This is a genomic window from uncultured Hyphomicrobium sp. (assembly GCF_902826555.1).
In the GTDB taxonomy this organism is placed as follows: domain Bacteria; phylum Pseudomonadota; class Alphaproteobacteria; order Rhizobiales; family Hyphomicrobiaceae; genus Hyphomicrobium_C.
Genome location: NZ_CADEFI010000041.1, coordinates 1 through 16,676 on the forward strand (window position 1 = coordinate 1; position 16,676 = coordinate 16,676).

Annotated in this window: 15 protein-coding genes and 1 tRNA gene; 10 read left to right on the forward strand and 6 right to left on the reverse strand. The window is 63.1% G+C overall.

The annotated features are described in order from the left end of the window. The coding region (locus tag QZV93_RS14585; RefSeq protein WP_295559356.1) for a copper uptake system-associated protein at positions 1 to 343 on the forward strand (343 nt) is incomplete at its 5' end. 23 nt (positions 344 to 366) lie between these two features. Then, entirely contained in the window at positions 367 to 1,356 is a 990-nt protein-coding gene (locus QZV93_RS14590; protein WP_295559357.1) for a DUF1775 domain-containing protein, read from the forward strand. Between the two features lie 75 nt (positions 1,357 to 1,431). Here QZV93_RS14590 and QZV93_RS14595 read toward each other — a convergent pair whose 3' ends face one another. Then, positions 1,432 to 1,629, reverse strand: a complete 198-nt coding sequence (locus tag QZV93_RS14595; protein ID WP_295559358.1) for a hypothetical protein — start codon at positions 1,627 to 1,629, stop codon at positions 1,432 to 1,434. Positions 1,630 to 1,930: 301 nt separating this feature from the next. Here QZV93_RS14595 and QZV93_RS14600 point away from each other — a divergent pair, with 301 nt between their 5' ends. Then, entirely contained in the window at positions 1,931 to 2,677 is a 747-nt protein-coding gene (locus tag QZV93_RS14600; protein ID WP_295559359.1) for a cupin domain-containing protein, read from the forward strand. A gap of 66 nt (positions 2,678 to 2,743) precedes the next feature. Here QZV93_RS14600 and pqqA read toward each other — a convergent pair whose 3' ends face one another. The 3 genes from pqqA to QZV93_RS14615 all read right to left on the reverse strand — a co-directional run bounded on the left by pqqA (position 2,744) and on the right by QZV93_RS14615 (position 4,702). Beyond that, positions 2,744 to 2,833, reverse strand: coding sequence for a pyrroloquinoline quinone precursor peptide PqqA (pqqA, locus tag QZV93_RS14605; RefSeq protein WP_020086227.1), 90 nt, complete (start codon positions 2,831 to 2,833; stop codon positions 2,744 to 2,746). A 156-nt stretch (positions 2,834 to 2,989) separates the two neighbouring features. Beyond that, positions 2,990 to 3,463, reverse strand: a complete 474-nt coding sequence (locus QZV93_RS14610) for a MaoC family dehydratase (RefSeq protein ID WP_295559360.1) — start codon at positions 3,461 to 3,463, stop codon at positions 2,990 to 2,992. 60 nt (positions 3,464 to 3,523) lie between these two features. Further along, on the reverse strand, positions 3,524 to 4,702 hold the full coding sequence (locus tag QZV93_RS14615) for a patatin-like phospholipase family protein (RefSeq protein ID WP_295559361.1): 1,179 nt from the start codon (positions 4,700 to 4,702) through the stop codon (positions 3,524 to 3,526). A 207-nt stretch (positions 4,703 to 4,909) separates the two neighbouring features. On the opposite strand from QZV93_RS14615, the gene QZV93_RS14620 reads away from it, so the two are divergent. Both QZV93_RS14620 and QZV93_RS14625 read left to right on the forward strand, forming a co-directional pair. Next, entirely contained in the window at positions 4,910 to 5,641 is a 732-nt protein-coding gene (locus tag QZV93_RS14620; RefSeq protein WP_295559362.1) for an NUDIX hydrolase, read from the forward strand. 69 nt (positions 5,642 to 5,710) lie between these two features. Further along, positions 5,711 to 6,622, forward strand: a complete 912-nt coding sequence (locus QZV93_RS14625; protein WP_295559363.1) for a PhzF family phenazine biosynthesis protein — start codon at positions 5,711 to 5,713, stop codon at positions 6,620 to 6,622. An 18-nt stretch (positions 6,623 to 6,640) separates the two neighbouring features. Here the strand turns inward: QZV93_RS14625 and QZV93_RS14630 are convergent, their stop codons facing one another. Beyond that, positions 6,641 to 7,072: a VOC family protein gene (locus QZV93_RS14630; protein WP_295559382.1), complete on the reverse strand. Its 432-nt coding sequence runs from the start codon at positions 7,070 to 7,072 to the stop codon at positions 6,641 to 6,643. 356 nt (positions 7,073 to 7,428) lie between these two features. On the opposite strand from QZV93_RS14630, the gene QZV93_RS14635 reads away from it, so the two are divergent. The 3 genes from QZV93_RS14635 to QZV93_RS14645 all read left to right on the forward strand — a co-directional run bounded on the left by QZV93_RS14635 (position 7,429) and on the right by QZV93_RS14645 (position 11,210). After that, the gene (locus QZV93_RS14635; protein WP_295559364.1) at positions 7,429 to 9,093 is read left to right on the forward strand and encodes a L,D-transpeptidase family protein; all 1,665 of its coding nucleotides are present in this window, start codon (positions 7,429 to 7,431) and stop codon (positions 9,091 to 9,093) included. 317 nt (positions 9,094 to 9,410) lie between these two features. Continuing rightward, positions 9,411 to 10,967: a 2-isopropylmalate synthase gene (locus QZV93_RS14640; protein WP_295559365.1), complete on the forward strand. Its 1,557-nt coding sequence runs from the start codon at positions 9,411 to 9,413 to the stop codon at positions 10,965 to 10,967. Between the two features lie 167 nt (positions 10,968 to 11,134). After that, positions 11,135 to 11,210, forward strand: a tRNA-Lys gene (locus QZV93_RS14645). 63 nt (positions 11,211 to 11,273) lie between these two features. On the opposite strand, the gene QZV93_RS14650 is transcribed toward QZV93_RS14645, so the two are convergent. After that, positions 11,274 to 14,522 carry a CHAT domain-containing tetratricopeptide repeat protein gene (locus tag QZV93_RS14650; protein WP_295559366.1) on the reverse strand — a complete coding sequence of 1,083 codons (3,249 nt, stop codon included), beginning with the start codon at positions 14,520 to 14,522 and terminating at the stop codon, positions 11,274 to 11,276. A 148-nt stretch (positions 14,523 to 14,670) separates the two neighbouring features. On the opposite strand from QZV93_RS14650, the gene QZV93_RS14655 reads away from it, so the two are divergent. Continuing rightward, positions 14,671 to 14,862 (forward strand): hypothetical protein, encoded by a 192-nt coding sequence (locus QZV93_RS14655; RefSeq protein WP_295559367.1) that lies wholly within the window; start codon positions 14,671 to 14,673, stop codon positions 14,860 to 14,862. Between the two features lie 581 nt (positions 14,863 to 15,443). Continuing rightward, positions 15,444 to 16,517: a hypothetical protein gene (locus QZV93_RS14660; RefSeq protein WP_295559368.1), complete on the forward strand. Its 1,074-nt coding sequence runs from the start codon at positions 15,444 to 15,446 to the stop codon at positions 16,515 to 16,517. Positions 16,518 to 16,676: the final 159 nt, after the last annotated feature.

Here is a 16,676-nt window from a genome sequence, read left to right on the forward strand (position 1 = left end):
AACCTGGGATAAGCCCGGCAGCAAAGTGGCGATCGACCCGGTGGTTATCTCCGGCCATCATGCGATAGCCAGTTGGACGCAGGGTCCGCATGGCGGCCGCGCACTCCTGCGGCGGGACGACAAGGGCTGGTCGGTCGTGCTTTGCAGCGGCGATCCGTTGAAGGAGGCGCGTTGGCTTGCCGAAGCCGGCGTACCGCCCAGCGATGCCTCGCGGCTTGCAACGGATCTCGCTGCCGCGGAAGCTCCCGTGCCCCCCGAGCGGCGCACCAAGTTCTCGCTGTTCGAAGGTGTCGTGCAAGGCGACGGCACCGAACATGCACCCCATCATCAGACGCATCCCTGAATTAAGCTCGGAAGGCTTACATCATGACACCGTATAAATTGATCCTATCGGGTTGCGCGGCAGTGCTTCTCGTTGCCGGCGCACCCGCTCATGCGCATGTCGGCCTGGAAAAGGCCGAGACGGAGCGCGGCAAATCCTACAAGGCCGTGTTCAAAATTCCTCACGGCTGCGACGGATCGCCGACGCATACGGTGCGCGTCGAGATCCCCGAGGGTTTCATCGGCGTGAAGCCGATGCCCAAGGCCGGCTGGACGATCAAGACCGCGCGCGGGCCCTATGCGCAAAGCTACGGTTTCTATCACGGCCCTCTCAGCGAGGGCGTCAAACAGATCGAATGGTCTGGAGGCGAGCTTTCGGACGACTATTACGACGAGTTCGTGGCGTCCGGTTTCATTGCCCGCGAGATCACAGACAAGGCGCTTTACTTCAAGGTCGTGCAAGTGTGCGCCAAGGGCGAGCTAGCCTGGTCCGAAGTGCCTGCGGACGGCGTTGACGCGCACGACCTCAAGGCTCCGGCGGCGGTGCTCAAGATCGCGGCTGGAAGCGGTGATGGCGACGGGCATGCTCACGGTCATGGCGATGCGAAATCCAGCGGCGGCAAGGTGACGGTCGGCTCGCTCGCCGTCGAGGGCGCGTGGTCGCGCGCGACGCCGGATGGCGCCAAGGTTGGCGCGGGCTACCTCACGATCCGCAATACGGGCACGGCCGCCGACACCCTCGTCTCGGTCGAAACACCGGTCGCGGGGCGTGGCGAAATTCACGACATGACCATGACCGACGGCGTGATGCGCATGCGGCGCCTTGCCGAGGGGCTCGAAATTCCGGCGGGAGGCAGCGTCGAGCTGAAGCCCGGGGGCATGCATCTCATGCTCATGGAGCTCAAACAGCCGCTGGTCGAAGGCGGGAGCGTGCCGGTGAAGCTCATCTTCAAGAGCGGCGCGGTGGCAGACGTCACGCTCTCCGTGCGGGGCCTCGGCGCTCAGGGCGATGACGGCGGCCACAGCCACCATTGAGGTGGCCACGGCCGGCGCATATCGGTGTGTCGTGATTCAAATCTTGCAGGCCGGGAACGTCAACGCGTCCACGCGCTACTTGGGCATCATTGTCTCTTTAAGGCCCTGCTCGCTTCCTCTCCAGCGGGCAACCGCACGGCAGCGGCGCTCCAGCTCATCGGTCCAGGGGTAACGGATCGGAGGTTCTCCGGCGATGCGATCTTTGGCGTAAAGGTAGGTGACGGTCGCGGCTGTCTTGGTCGATAGCTTGTAAGGAGCTGCTGAGTTGTTCATGAGGCGGTTACTCCGGTTACGCTCACTCTCTGCTCAGTTGCCCGGCTTGAACTCCAGAGCTCTTGGCCGGTTCCCTCGTTCCGCTTCGGCGGTCTGTGTGTGTGTCCACCTTTCGGCTACGTGCCCCTCGCGGACAGGAGTAAATACCCAGGTACCGGCGAGGCAAAGTGAAAATCGATGATATATTTCTCACATATACGTCATGCCACTCGGCGCGCGTCATGATGACGGATCATGGTCCAGAAAATGTCGCAATCGCGCGTCGCGCGGACACTTCGCTCGCAGCATCGGGAAAAAATCCATGACAGGCTTCGTACGCCTCTCCCCCTCAGGAACGGGACAGCTCGAGGATTGGGGAGCGATGCCGAGCGACGAACTTATCGCGGGCACCGGTCAACAATACGGCCACCTGTGGCTCGACGATGCGGCGGACGGGCTGATGGTCGGCGTGTGGGCGTGCTCGCCGATGACCGGACGCATGGGACCGTGGTCGACCAATGAAGTCATGATCCTGCTCGACGGCGCGGTGTCGATCGATCACGCCGACGGCAGCCGGCTCGATGTCGCGGCGGGCGACGCGTTCTTCATTCCCAAGGGCACCGTCTGCTCCTGGCGCCAGGAGGGCGACCTTAAGAAATTCTTTGTCATACACAGCGACGCGTCCGGACTCGTGACTGAGAACCCGGGCACGCTCAAAGCGCGCAAGATCGACGCAGCGGCGGGGCTGGTGCCGGTCGACGGACCGGATGCGGCGCTGCTCCTGAGCGATGCCCCCACCTGCCGCGAGGCTCTCGCCTTCACGGACCTCACCGGTCAGCTGACGGCTGGGATCTGGTCGGCGACACCCTACCGGCGCAAGGCCGTCGCGTTCCCGCGCCACGAAATGATGCACGTTCTCGAAGGATCGGTGACGCTGTCGGATGGTTCAGGGCGCGAGGAGACGTTCGTCAAGGGCGACACGTGTTTCGTGCCCAAGGGGGCCACCGCAGGGTGGAGCAGCGATGCGGACGTCCGGAAGCTTTTCTGCAGCTTCACGCCGGGCGGATGACCGTCAAAAACGAAGCGGCGGCCGCTTTGCGACCGCCGCACAATTCATGCAGAGCGTGTGACCGCCTTAGATGAGGTCGATCTCAGCCGGCAGATACGAGGTCACCTCGAGGCCGACTTCCTGCTCGCGAACCGAGGGCTTCATCCAGGTCTTCATGGGTCTTCTCCTTGGGTTGGGTTAACGCGGAATTGCGATCCGCCCGTCTTATAAACGTGACCGTATCGCAAGAGGTCCCTGCCCGGCCAATCGTATTTTCAGAGCCCGCCAATAAGTGCCACTGATGCTATGGTGTAACACTTGGCGGGAGATACCCTAGGCCAGCGCCGTCGGCCGGCGCGGCACCACGAGGCGGGCCGTCATCACCTGCACCACGTCGCCGTTCTGGTTCAACGTCTCGCTCCGCACCGTGACCATGCCGCGTTCGGGCCGCGAGTTCGACGGCTTGGCGGCAATCACCTCCGAGACGACGGTGAGCCTGTCGCCCGGACGCGTGGGCCGCGGCCATTGCACGTCGCCGCCGGCGCCAATCACGCCACCGGCGATCGGCAGCCCACTCGTTACAAGGAGCCGCATGGTGAGCGCGGCCGTGTGCCATCCGCTGGCGGCGAGACCACCGAAGAACGTCGTCTTGGCCGCGACCTCGTCGAGATGGAAGGGTTGCGGATCGAAGCGTGCGGCAAACTCCTTGATGGCTTCCGCATCGACAGTCACAGATCCGGTGGCGCTTCGGAAGCCGACAGGCATGTCCTCGAAATAGAGGGTCTCGGGACGTCTATCGCTGCTCATGGCGTCGCTCGTCGTTCTGGTTGATTGGGATCGAATTCAATCGCGCGAGAAGCTCTAACTCTACTTCTCGTATCCCGGCGGCAGCTTGTGCCATGCGTAGCCGGCCTTGCCCTTGCGAAAGCCGTATTCGAACAGCGTGTTCATGTACGTCTTGTCGAACGGCCCCGTATACGGCACGTCGAACTCGTCCTCAAGATAGGCGAGATTGTAGTCGACGCCGTCACGCTGCGTCGTGAGATAGATGCGGTAGAGATCGTTGACGCCATTGGCGGCCGTCATGGTGGAGATCGCCTGCCCGGCGATGGCGAGCGTCTGGCGCTTCACGGACGATTCCGCCCGGAACAGACGACCGTTGCGGATGATGTAGGCGACATCGTTGTGGTTCGGACGGACGTGGTCAACGGTCTTCAAGCGCACAGACGGCGGATAGAGGAACACCTGCGCCATTGCGCCACCATCGACGTGCATTTCCTCGTAGCGCTTGCCGTCGACCGTCACGTCGAGCATTACGGGAGGGAATGCCCCTGGGATCGACGCGGACGCCCGCAATACTTCGATGATCAGCTCGCGCGCCCGCGGGTCGGTGCTCTTGGCGATGGCGCCGATGTTCCAAATGATGGATCGCGCCTGATCGAGGTTGGTGGTCGCAATGAGCAGCAAGCGCCCCTTGTCGTGCTCCTCGGCGATGCGGCGGATCATCGCCTGATCGACGTAACGCGCGATCAGATGCTTGAGCGGTGTGGTATCGGTGGCGGCGTCACCGGAGAGGATACCGAGGACGGGCTCCTTGCTGAAAATATCGTCGGCGCTGGTCTCGGTGTAGACGCTCTTCAATTCGTCGTCATACTCGGGGCCGAGAAACGCGAACGGCGCCGAAAGCGCGCCGGTGCTGATGCCCGTAACGACGGCGAATTCCGGCCGGTCGCCGCGCGCAGTCCAACCGATGAGCAGGCCGGCGCCATAGGCCCCATCGTCGCCGCCTCCCGAGATTGCAAGGAAGTTGGTGGTGATTTTCTTGTCGGCTGGAATTCCGGCTGCCTTTCGGCGAGCCATCGCCTTGGCCACCGTCTCGTAGGCGAGGGCCCGGAAGGTGGCCGGATCGCCGTCCGCGTAAAAGCGCGCGTAGGGAATGTCGAGCGGCCTGATCTCGGGCGCGAGCGAGAGCGGCACCGCCGGAAGACGATCGATGGACGCGCAGGCGGACAGGAGGCTCGCCACGAGAACGCCGAGCGTTCCCATAAGCCCCCTTTTTGCCCGACGATGCCGCCAGCGGCCACCGCTGGGCTCTTCCCGGCCGTATGGATCGCCTTTTTTCATGAAGCACAGACACTGATCATCAGCTCGACGAGCCAATTCACGGACCATATGTCATTGTTATGGCCAGGGGGAGCCTAAGGCCGATCGTGGTTTCCGGTTCGGCCCGGGCTCCAGGCAGCGAGGCGACGAATGTGGAGACGCGATGAGACAAGTGTTTTCCAGGCTGCGCGTGTCGATCTTCACGTTACGGACGATCCGTGGCTGTTTTCGGACCGGCATCGGGAGGCCATCAGCGCACATTGGGAGCGCAGGCGGCTGGTAACGCCGAACTTCTTCAACGGTGTGGTTCATCTTCTTACACAGTACAATCTTTCCGGCGATGGCGTGCTCTCGGCCCGCTTCCTGCGTACGGATTTCCGAAGCTTTCTCTACTGGCGCGAGACCGGTTGGCCGGACACGGGGGTCATGGATGCCTTCGGATCGGCGCTGCTGCTGTCGGCCGAAGGCCGTGTGCTGCTCGGGCGGCAGCGCGCGGGAAACCTCAACAGCGGGCTCTGCTACCCGCCGGGCGGGTTCATCGACGCCCGCGACGTGCGCGAGGACGGCAGCATCGATATCGAGGGAAGCGTGGCGCGGGAGATCCTGGAGGAGACGGGGCTTTCGGCACCGGCCATCGCGCGCGGGCAGGGCTATGTGATCACGATTGCGGGGCCCGTGCTCTCGATTGCCGTCCCGTATCGCTCTGGCCTGCCGGGCGCGGCGCTTCTCGACGAAATCCGCCGTCACATTTCCGCTGACGCCGACAGCGAGCTTGCCGACCTGGTGCTCGCCGCGCCCGAGGAACGAAACGCCGAATTGCCGATGCCGGACTACGCGCTGGCGTTGCTAAGCCACCTCCCGCACTTGAAAACTCTTTCCTGAGGCGGCGAACCGCTTGGAGCGGCATCCGGGATAGGGCATTGTGCGCCCGCTTTGCTCGCGGGGGAGTACATGGGGCTCAAGTTCTACACGCTCGACGTTTTCACAGACCAGCGCTTCGGCGGCAATCCGCTGGCGGTGGTGATGGGTGCCGATGACCTTAGCGGCGAGCTGATGCAGAGCATCGCCCGGGAGTTCAACCTCTCGGAGACGGTGTTCGTGCAGACATCGACGCGCCCGGCCCACTCTGCCAAAATGCGCATCTTCACGCCGAGGAGCGAGATCCCATTCGCAGGCCATCCCACCATCGGCACGGCGACACTGCTCGCCGAGCTCAACGCGCCGGCGCACAACGGCGAGAAGGACGCGCTCGTCATTCTCGAACAAGGTATCGGGACCGTGCGCGTCGGAGCGCGGTTCCGCGCGGGGACGGCGGCCTTCGCCGAGTTCGACGCTCCGAAGCTGCCGGCGGAAGCCGGCGTGCTGCCGCCTGTCGACGTCGTTGCGGCCGGGCTCGGCCTCATCCCGAGCGAAGTGGGGTTCGAGAACCACAAGCCGCTCTGCTACGCGGCCGGCCACACGTTCGCGTTCGTCCCCGTCTCCTCGCTCGAGGCGATCCGGCGGGCCCGCGTCAACGGTTCCCATTGGGAGAAGGCTTTCGAGGAGCAAGGCGTTTCCGGCGTCTATGTGTACACGCGCCAGTGCGAGCACACGAACAGCGCCTTCCATGTGCGCATGTTCGCGCCCCAGGTCGGCATTCCGGAAGATCCGGCGACGGGCTCGGCCGCGGTGGGGCTCGCGGGGCTCGTGCATCAGTTCGACGGCCTGCCGGACGGCACGCACAAACGCGTCGTCGAGCAAGGCTATGAGATGGGCCGGCCGAGCCTGATCGCGTTGACGCTCGTCGTGGCGAGCGGCAAGCTCACCACGGTGCGCATCGGCGGATCGAGCGTACGGGTGAGCGAGGGCACGCTCGAGGTGTAAACAGCGGGGCGATGATGGCTACATCCCGCCCTTCGGCATCGCGGCCTTGATCTCGTCGACGGTCATGTCGCGGATGTGGGTCGCCACCGACCACTTGTGGCCGAACGGGTCCTGGATGACGCCGTAACGGTCACCCCAGAACATATCGGCCGCCGGCATCAGGACCTTCGCGCCCGCCTTGACCGCGCGCTCGATGGAACCATCGACGTCGGGGACGTTCAGGTGAATGGTGACCGGCGTCCCCTTGAGGGCCTTCGGTCCCAGCGACCCCATGCCAGGCATCTCGTCGACGAGCATGACGACCGAGTCCCCGATCAGCACCGAGGCGTGCCACATGCTGCCGTCCGGCCCTTGCAGACGCATCATCTCCTCGGCACCGAATGCCTTCTTGTAAAATTCGATGGCCTTTGCCGCGCCAGCGACGACGAGATGCGGCGTCACCGTCGGCATGCGCCGGGAATCCCACTTCCCTTTCACGGGCTTGTCGGCCTTAGCGGCGCCGGACTTCGCCGCCGGCTTTGACTTTGCGGTTGCCTTCGACATGGGATCTCCTTCCCGTTGCTTGTCCACCCTCTTAAGGGGCCATGGACCCAGAGCGTTCCGCCGCCCCCAATAACTCCAAGACGAACGCCGCCCGTTGCAGCCGACACCGGCCCGCGGCTTTTTTTAAGGTCACCCGTGTCGGTCTCACAATGCTGCGGGGCTTCTAAAGCAATGTTGTTGTTTTTTGGCCGGCAAGCCGCCCCTTGGGCTAAGAACGCTTGGATCACTCGTGCTCTATCCAGCATCTCGTGGACAGGTCGTGCATGTCATTTTTTGTCCGGGCCCTGGCGGCGGCCGCTTCGGTTTTTCTCCTCAGCTTGCCGCTTGCTGCCCAGTCCCCGTCACCACCGCAGAGCTCACCCGAACCCTCGCAGGCGGTGGTCACCCTGCCCGATCTCAAGTCGCGGCTCGACCGCTTCTCAAGCGCAGAAGGGCGGGTCGTCGGCGACGTTCCCATCGCCGCCTATGAATTTCTTCCGAAGATGTATGCCGCGCTCGGCTACCGGCTGGCATGGACGAACGAAGCGTCCGTCGCCGCGCTGAAAGACGCCATCAAACGGAGCTGGGAGGATGGCCTCACGGCCAGCGACTTTCACGATCAGATCGTCGCCGCGCACGCGCCTTCCACCGCAACCGACACGCGCGCCATCGAAACAGACATCATTCTCAGCGATGCGCTCGTCCGGCTGCTCTACCAGCTCTTCTTCGGCAAGGTGAGCCCAAACGGCCTCGATCCGCATTGGAACTTCTCGCAGCCGATGCTCTCGGACGATCCCGTCAAGATCATCTCGTCGGCAATCGCGGCTGGAGAGATCGCGGCCCTGGTCGAAAGGGCGCGGGTCGATCATCCGGCCTACAAAGCGCTCAAGGCGACGCTGCAATCCTACACGCAGTACGACGTCGCGGGCGGCTGGCCCATCATCCCTGCGGGAGCGCCGATCAAACCGGGCGGACGCGATCCGCGCATCCTGGCGTTGCGCCAGCGTCTTGCCGTTACGGGGGAACTGCAGGACGACGCCAGCGCCGCTTCCGACGTCCTGGACGAGAACCTGGCGGCAGCCTTGGCGAGCTTCCAGAAGTTCCACGGGCTCGACGACGACGGCGCGCTCGGTCCCAAGACCCTTGCGGAGCTCAACGTCACCCCCGCCCAGCGCATCGACCAGGTCCGCGTCAACCTCGAGCGCGCCCGCTGGACGCTGCGGGCGCTCGGCGACGACATGGTGATCGTCAACATCGCCGGCTTCTATCTGCGGGTCGTCCTCGACAAGAAGCCCGTGTGGGCCACGCGCGTGATCGTCGGACGGCCGTATACAAAGACGCCGATCTTCAAAGGCGACATGAAGCACGTCGTGCTCAACCCGGACTGGACGGTTCCGCGCAGCATCGTCAAGGGCGAGTTGTTCGCCAAAGCCTCCACCGATCCGACCTATCTGGCTGCGAACAACTACGTGCTGACCAGCTCCAGCGGGCGCGTCGATCCCAATACCGTCAACTGGTCGCAATGGACTGCCTCGACCTTTCCTTATGGCATCGTGCAGTCGCCCGGGCCCGCCAATGCTCTCGGGCTCGTGAAGTTCCTGTTTCCCAACAAATACTCCGTCTATCTCCACGACACGCCCGGGCGCGGCCTGTTCGGCAAGTCGGGGCGCTCCTTCAGTCACGGCTGCATTCGCGTCGAAGATCCGATGAAGCTCGCGGAGATCGTGCTCGGGAACCGCGTGGGCTGGGACCGGGCGAAAATCGACGCGACGGTCAAGACCGGCAAGCTCACGCAGGTGAACCTGCCGAAGCCGCTCCCGGTGCACCTGCTCTATTGGACGGTGGATCCCCAGCCTGACGGATCGGCGCGGTTTTACCAGGATGTGTACGGCCGCGATGGGCCGCTGCTGAAGGCCATCAATGCCGATTTCAAGCCGACGGTGAGGTAACCAGCCGCGGCAGGCCTTTGCGTCTCCCCCTTGCATTCGGGGGGGCGGTTCGCGTAAGTGTCAACGGATAGGCAACAGAGACGCTCGCTCATGAGCCCCTTGGCAACCAGCCCAGACCTGCCCCGGATCGGCGCTTTCGCGCCCGACCGCGCGGCCCTGCGCGCTGCCGGCCTGCTGACCCTCCTCCTTATCAGCCCCTGAGAACCGGGGGCCCGGCCGATGCCGGGCAGGTGCTCAGGGGATGCGAAACCAGTTGCTGATAGGATCTCCGCCGATGCCCCGACCGTGGCTCGGCCCCGAGGAAGGACCATAGTTCCATGACCACTCAAGCCTCCGACGGCGACCGCGTCGTCATTTTCGACACCACCTTGCGCGACGGCGAGCAGTGCCCCGGCGCCACCATGACGTTCGAGGAGAAGCTCGAGGTCGCCGACTGCCTCGACACCATGGGCGTCGACATCATCGAAGCCGGCTTCCCGATCGCTTCCGAGGGCGACTTCGAGGCGGTCTCGGCCATCGCCAAGCGTGTCAAGCGGGCGACGGTTGCAGGGCTCGCGCGGGCAATCAACGCCGACATCGACCGGGCCGGCGAGGCCGTTCGCCACGCCCAGCGCGGGCGCATCCATACGTTCGTCTCCACCTCGCCCATTCATCTCGCGCATCAAATGCGCAAGACAGAGGCCGAGGTGCTGGAGATCATCACCGCGACGGTGACGCGCGCGCGCAACCTGGTCGAGGACGTCGAGTGGAGCGCGATGGACGCCACGCGCACGGGCATCGACTATCTCTGTCAATGCGTGGACGCCGCCATCAAGGCCGGCGCCACGACCATCAACCTGCCGGACACGGTGGGCTACGCGACGCCCGAGGAATACTATGAGATGTTCCGCGCGGTGCGCGAGCGGGTGGCGAATGCCGACAAGGCGATTTTCTCGACACATTGCCACAACGATCTCGGTCTCGCGGTCGCCAACTCGCTGGCTGCGTTGAAGGCGGGTGCGCGGCAGATCGAGTGCACCATCAACGGCATCGGAGAGCGGGCCGGCAACGCGGCTCTCGAGGAAGTGGTGATGGCGGTGCGCACGCGCGGCGACGCGCTGCCCTACCGCACCGGAATCGAAACGACCATGCTGGCGCGGGCTTCCAAGCTTGTCTCCGCGGTGACGAACTTCCCGGTGCAGTACAACAAGGCCATTGTCGGTCGCAATGCGTTCGCGCACGAGAGCGGCATCCACCAGGACGGCATCCTCAAGCACCAGCAGACCTACGAGATCATGACGCCGGAGTCGGTCGGCGTCGGAAAGACCTCGCTGGTGATGGGCAAGCATTCGGGGCGCAACGCGTTCCGCACCAAGCTCGCCGAGCTCGGCTATGTGCTGGGCGAGAATGCGTTCGAGGACGCGTTCAACCGCTTCAAGGCGCTGGCCGACCGCAAGAAGCACGTCTACGACGAGGACATCGAAGCGCTCGTCGACGAGGAGATTGCGCACGCGCACGACCGCATGAAGGTGGTGGCGCTGCAGGTGATCGCCGGGACGAGCGGGCCGCAGTCGGCGACGCTGACGCTCGACATCGACGGAGCGCAACAGACCGTGCACGCCAATGGGAACGGCCCGGTGGACGCCATCTTCGCTGCCATCCACATGCTGGTGCCGCACACGGCCAAGCTCGAGCTCTACCAGGTGCACGCGGTCACCGAGGGCACGGACGCACAGGCCGAGGTGTCGGTGCGGCTCGCCGAGGACGGGCGCGTGGTGACGGGCCGGGGTGCCGACACCGATACCATGGTGGCCTCGGCGCGCGCCTATGTGGCGGCGCTCAACAAACTGATGCTCAAGCGGCAGAAAACGGCCAAAGCCGAGCAGATCGGCTGACGGGCGGCGGCTTTGCGCGGCCTCCGGAAACGGAGCCACCTTTCCGGTCATATCCGGGCTGGACAAGGGGATTTGCCAGTGTTAGACGAACCGGCGTTGGGCCCCTCCCGCAGGGGCCCTTTGCCGTCCTTTGGGCCTCCGTGTTTTCCGGGCCTTACAACGGCGATGGGTGTGTAGCTCAGTTGGTAGAGCAGCTGACTCTTAATCAGCGGGTCCACAGTTCGAATCTGTGCACACCCACCATTCCAAAGGCATTGATTCTGCCTAAGCTTTTGAGACTTCCGGCCGCTTCGGCCATTTGCGACCTCAGCTCGCGCCCGTTCCCACGATCACCAGCGGCGCCCAATACGCGGGCTCGGACTTGATGGGATCGCCCGACCCAAGAATTGGGAGCAAAGCGCTGCGGAGCGCTCCGGCCGCGGATAGAGACGGCTGAGCGGCTTTGAGGCGTACGGCATCAGCCACGATCGTCGCAGCGGCATCCTCCCGAACCGCCCAATGCGATGCGAGTAGTGAGCGCGCGCCCGCATAGAAGAAGGATTTGGCGAGGCCCGATAGCGCTTCCGCATTTCCGCCGTTCCCTGCCGCGCTGTTGCACGCGGCGAGGATCACCCAGTCCGCATCCATTTGCAGATCCATTACGTCGGAAGCAGCGAGGTATCCATCGTCGGCGTTGCTCGGCGTTTTCGGGGGTGAGAGAATCAGGCCCGGCTGCGAAGATATCGCCATCTCGCCGCCGATCGACCCGTGCGTGGCGAACATCACCACGGAGTACTTCAACAACTCTCCCGATGCGCTGAGCTTCTTGATCCTCGACTCTGTGGCTTGCGTCGACAAAACCACCTTGTCGTCGGGCGCTCGCAACGATTTGGCGACATCGCAGGCGAGATCGGCAGTTTCAGGGATTGGGGACAGAGAGGTGAGCTTCTCAACATCCGCGAGCCCATCGTGCATCTGCACCGGACCGTCCATGAGAGAAAAAGTCCGACTCATATCCTCGAGATCCCGAAATGCCCGGACCTTGGCGCACGTCGTCTTCTGCTCGCTCATGGCAACGAGGGTGTCCCGATCGACGGTCGCGCTGTTGCCCTTCAAGGCTGGATTTGCGAACGCCAGGAACGATTGTCGATTGGCACCTCGCTTCTCGGCCGACGGGCGCTGGAGCGAAGCAACCGACGGCAGAATGGTGATCTCATGATCTTGGATCAGCCAATGGGGCGGGATGCCTTCCTTGGGGTCAGCCGTGACCAAAACTTGGAACGGGAGCTGCTGCAGCGCCCCCGACGGCACGATCAACAAGCGCTTTCCGGCGATGTTTTGCTGAACCTCGCCGAGCAGCCCCTTGAATAACTCGTAACTCCGCTTGGTATCGAAATGCAGCGTGCGGGGCTTGGATGCGAGCCCCGTCAATTCCGCGCATGTCTTGGCGCCTTCACCCTTCCACATCGCAAGATCCAGCCCGCACCGCAGCGCAGCCACTTCTCGCTGAAGCGCTTCCGTCCCCAATGGCGAGCGGACCCAACGAACATCCTGCGGCGTGATCACCCAAACGAACGTTTCCTCCGCTTTCGGGGGCGCCTGGAGCGTGTCTAGAAGCATGATCACCGCTTCGTCGCCCGAGATGCGCGCCTGCACCTCGGCAACCGGCAACACGCTCGAGCTCGCCAACGTGGCATAACCCGGGAAGCGAGCCGAGATCAGCTCGTCGAGTGAGCGAAGCTTTTGTTCGAGATCGCCGATCGCCTCCGACTGCTTCGACAATTGGGATCGCATCTCTTCGTTGTCGCCACCGTAGAGGCGAGACCGTGCGACCAACGCCTCGCGGTTTGCGGCCTCCCATGACCGTACCAAATCCTGCCGATCTCGAATTGCTTTCCGCAGTTTGGGATCGCCGGGCGTCCGCCTGGCAGCCAACAATGACAATGCCTCGGCCGCCTGAGAGTGGAGCGCTCTTTGGCCAGCTTCAAACGTCTCGGCCGCCGCTACGGCGCGTTCGCCGGCCGACTGCTTTTCCGCGAGGATGTACGACGCCTTCACGAAGCCGGTGAAGTGATAGGCCTTGTCTCGCGCATCGAGATCCTTGCTTACCGCCGCTTGGACCTTTTGAGACGCGGCGTCAAATCTGCGTCGCAAGATCTCCGACGACAAGAACCAGTAGTTCCGCGCTCCCGACCAATCTTCCATCGCATAGGCGAGAAAGCCCAGACTGTTATAGGCCACCGAAACGTTGGGATGGTTCGGTCCGAGCATCTTCTGCATCAACTCAATCGAACGCAGGTACAGCGCCTTTGCCTCATCGCGCCGGCCAAGCTCGACGTACACGTTCGCGAGATTGTTCAGCGACTCGTAGGTGGACGACGCGTTCGCTTTCTCACGAATGTCTTTGGCGCGAACGTGATACCCAACGGCTTCGTCGCGGCGACCGACCCTGTTTACGGTAACCCCGAGATTGTTGAGGGCGACGGCCACCTGCTCGTGATCAGGGCCGAATGCGACCTCAAAAATGGTAAGGGCGCGCCTGCCCGCGCGCTCCGCATCGGCATATCGGCCGAGTTCGAAATAAATGGAGCTTAGGCCGACCAGCGCCGTCCCGACATCCGGGCTGTCTTTTCCGAGAAGCTTCTCATTGATCGTGAGCGCTTGTTCCATCAGGGCCAACGCATCGTCGTGCCGTCCCATCGCAAGATAGAGAGCGCCCAGGTTGTTCAATGCCAACGCGGTCGAGATGTCGTCTGTGCCATACGCCGCCTCGCTCAATGAGAGCGCGCGCTTAAGGATGGGCTCCGCTTCGCCAAATCGACCGAGCTCGCTCAGCAGCGTTCCGAGGTTTCCCAGAGACTGACCAACAAGCGGGTTGTCGGACCCCAGCTCGCGCTCCCTTATCGTCACAACACGCCTATAGGCCGTCTCCGCTTCAACATAGTCGCCGCGCTCTTGCCGCTGAACCGCGATGTTTCCGACAACGGTTGCAACCTGCGCACTATTCTTGCCGAACTCCCGCTCGTAGATCGGAAGCACGTCCAAGAAGGTCTTCTCCGCAGCTGCATTGTTGCCTTGCCGCCAATAGTTCACTCCAAGATAATTGTTATGATTTGCGACCTCGACAGACTTGAGGCCGTGGGCTTTGGTGTCGATAGCGATCGCGCGCAACAGCAGGGCCTCGCTGTCCTTGAAATTGCCACTGACACTGTGCGCGCTTGCCAGATACTCAAGGGTTGGCGAGATCGATGGGTCGTCCTGGTACCCCTCTCGCTCATAGATATCGAGGGAACGGGAAAGCGCGCTCTCCGCTTCCGAAAACTTGCTCAGCTCCAGATACACCGAACCCATCGTCGTCAGGGAATCGGCGTACTCGACCGAGCTGTCGCCATGTTGCTCGGCTGTCGCTTTCAGGTAGCGCTCGGCAATCGGCAACGCTTCCAGATATCGCTGTTCGGACGTGAGGGATGTGACCTGGGCGTAAAGAGCGTCAATGTCGTCCTTCCCTGCATGAGCGACTTGCGACGCAACTCCAATCGAAAATATTAGTGCGGCAATACGTGCACGACACCCCATGACCCCGCCTCAATATCGCAACGGAAAAACGCAATATAGACCAGCGTATTAGTAGTTTTGTCTGGAAGCAACCGCGCTGCTACTCTGCCGCGCTCAAAGCCTCGCGCGTGCGACTGCCTGCTGCGCCGATCTCAGGAGGTTCCTGCAAATGGCCGTTGACCCGATTGCCGCCGAACTCGACCGCCGCATCGCGTTGGTGCGTGAAAACATTCGTACGCTCGTCGAGCAGGCCGCCGCCTACTCCGGCGCCGCCGACGAGGCCCGAAATTCAGACCGGATCGCGGAGCAAGAGAGCCTGCTCGCCGAGCTGGAGAATGAGAAAGCTGGTCTGGGAAAATAAGAGTGCGCTGCGGGCCGGAGCCCGCACCGTCGGCGGATGTCTTCCCTCCCGCACGAACTCCGTCGTTCGGGTCATGACACTGCTCCACATCCGCGCCTCGAAAAATTGCTCCCTGATCATCCTTTTGGAGGACGCGCACATGCGCGAGATGCGCTTCAATCGTCCCGCGGTGTGTTTCGGATATCGGGATCCGTCGCCGCCGAGCGAGCCTGCCAAGGGTGTCCGTTGTGCGTCCCTATTTCTTGCGTCAGCCCTGTTCTAAAAATTTTCCGATCAAATTTCTCCTCTATAAATCAATGGCATAATGGCGCCCTTTGCGGCTCGCCCGGCATGACGCTGCCGGTCGCACTTGCGCGCGCGAGGGGCGTGCGGGAAACATGGGCGCGCTCCGCCCGGCATCCGATCCGCATCAGATGCCCCGCCTTGCGCAACGCATTCTCGCTTCGCCGTTCTCAATTGCTTCGTTTCACGGCACAATAGCTTTCAATCCCACACGTCGACTCGCGGCCCATGCCGCCAGCCCGCGATCGAGGTCTCGCGAACTCATGTCTCACAACCCGCCGGAGACACGCATTAGGCCGATGCGCAAGGACGATACCCCGCTTGTCGCGCGCATGTTCGTCGACACGTATTTCGGCGTGGACGCGCCGGTGCCGAGCACGCTCGTGCCCTATTTCGACGATCTCTTCCTCGGTCATCCCTGGTTCGACCCGGAGATCCCGCCGCTCGTCTATGCCGTCGAGGGCGACCGCGCGGCAGGGTTCATGGGGATCCTGCCCTCGCGTATGGAACTCGACGGGCGGCCGGTTCGCGCCGCCATCGGCCATTCGATCCTCGTCGACCGGCCGAAGGAAAATCCGCTCGTCGCGGCCAAGCTGGTGCGGGCGTTCTTTGCGGGCAAGCAGGAGCTGACGTATTCGGAATGGTCGTCACCGCTGGCCGTGGGGCTGTGGAAGCCACTCGGCGGGCGGACAATTCCGGGCTATGGCACGGACTGGGTGCGCGTGCTGCGTCCTTCGGGCCTTGCGACTTACTTTCTCGGGACCTGGGCGGCGCGGCTCGCACGACCACTGACCGCCGCCACGGACTTTCTCGTCACTCACGCCAAGATCAACCCGCTGCGGCTCGAGACGCCGACCGTCGGAACGTTCACCGACCGGGATGTGACGGACGACGAGATCGCCGAGCATTTGCCGGGCCTTGCTGCGTCCTACCGGCTGCAACCCGTCACCGATCCGGCAAGCCTGCTCTGGAAGCTTGGGCATGCGTCCGAGAAATCGTTTTACGGCAAGGTCTACAAGCGAATGGTCTTCACTAAAACGGGCCGGCCGCTTGGATTTTACATTTACTACGGTCAACGGCATCGCGTTGGGTTCGTCATGCAGCTCACCGGGCGGCCGGAAGGCATGGAATCTGTCGTCGACAGCCTGCTTTCGCATGCCGATGAACTCGGATGTGTCGCCCTCTTCGGCAAAATCGAGCCCCGCACATCGGCGGCGCTACTTTCGCGCCGCAGCGTGCTTGTGCAGCGCACATCGACACAAATTCATTGCAAGAACCCAGAGATCGTGACGGCAATCCGGTGCGGCGACGCGATGCTGACGGGGCTGGCGGGCGAATGCTGGACGCGTATCATCGGGCAGACATTCGTCTAAAGACCCGCTCGCATATCGCGCCAAGCTGGGACAGCTGCTTATGCATGCTTACCCTGGGTCGCGATTTACGAACCGAGGCATTTCTATAAAGAAGCTGCGGTGGTCTAATAAGGGGCTGAAAGGCGCGCCGTTAACGCAAATCCAATCTGCATGCGGCTG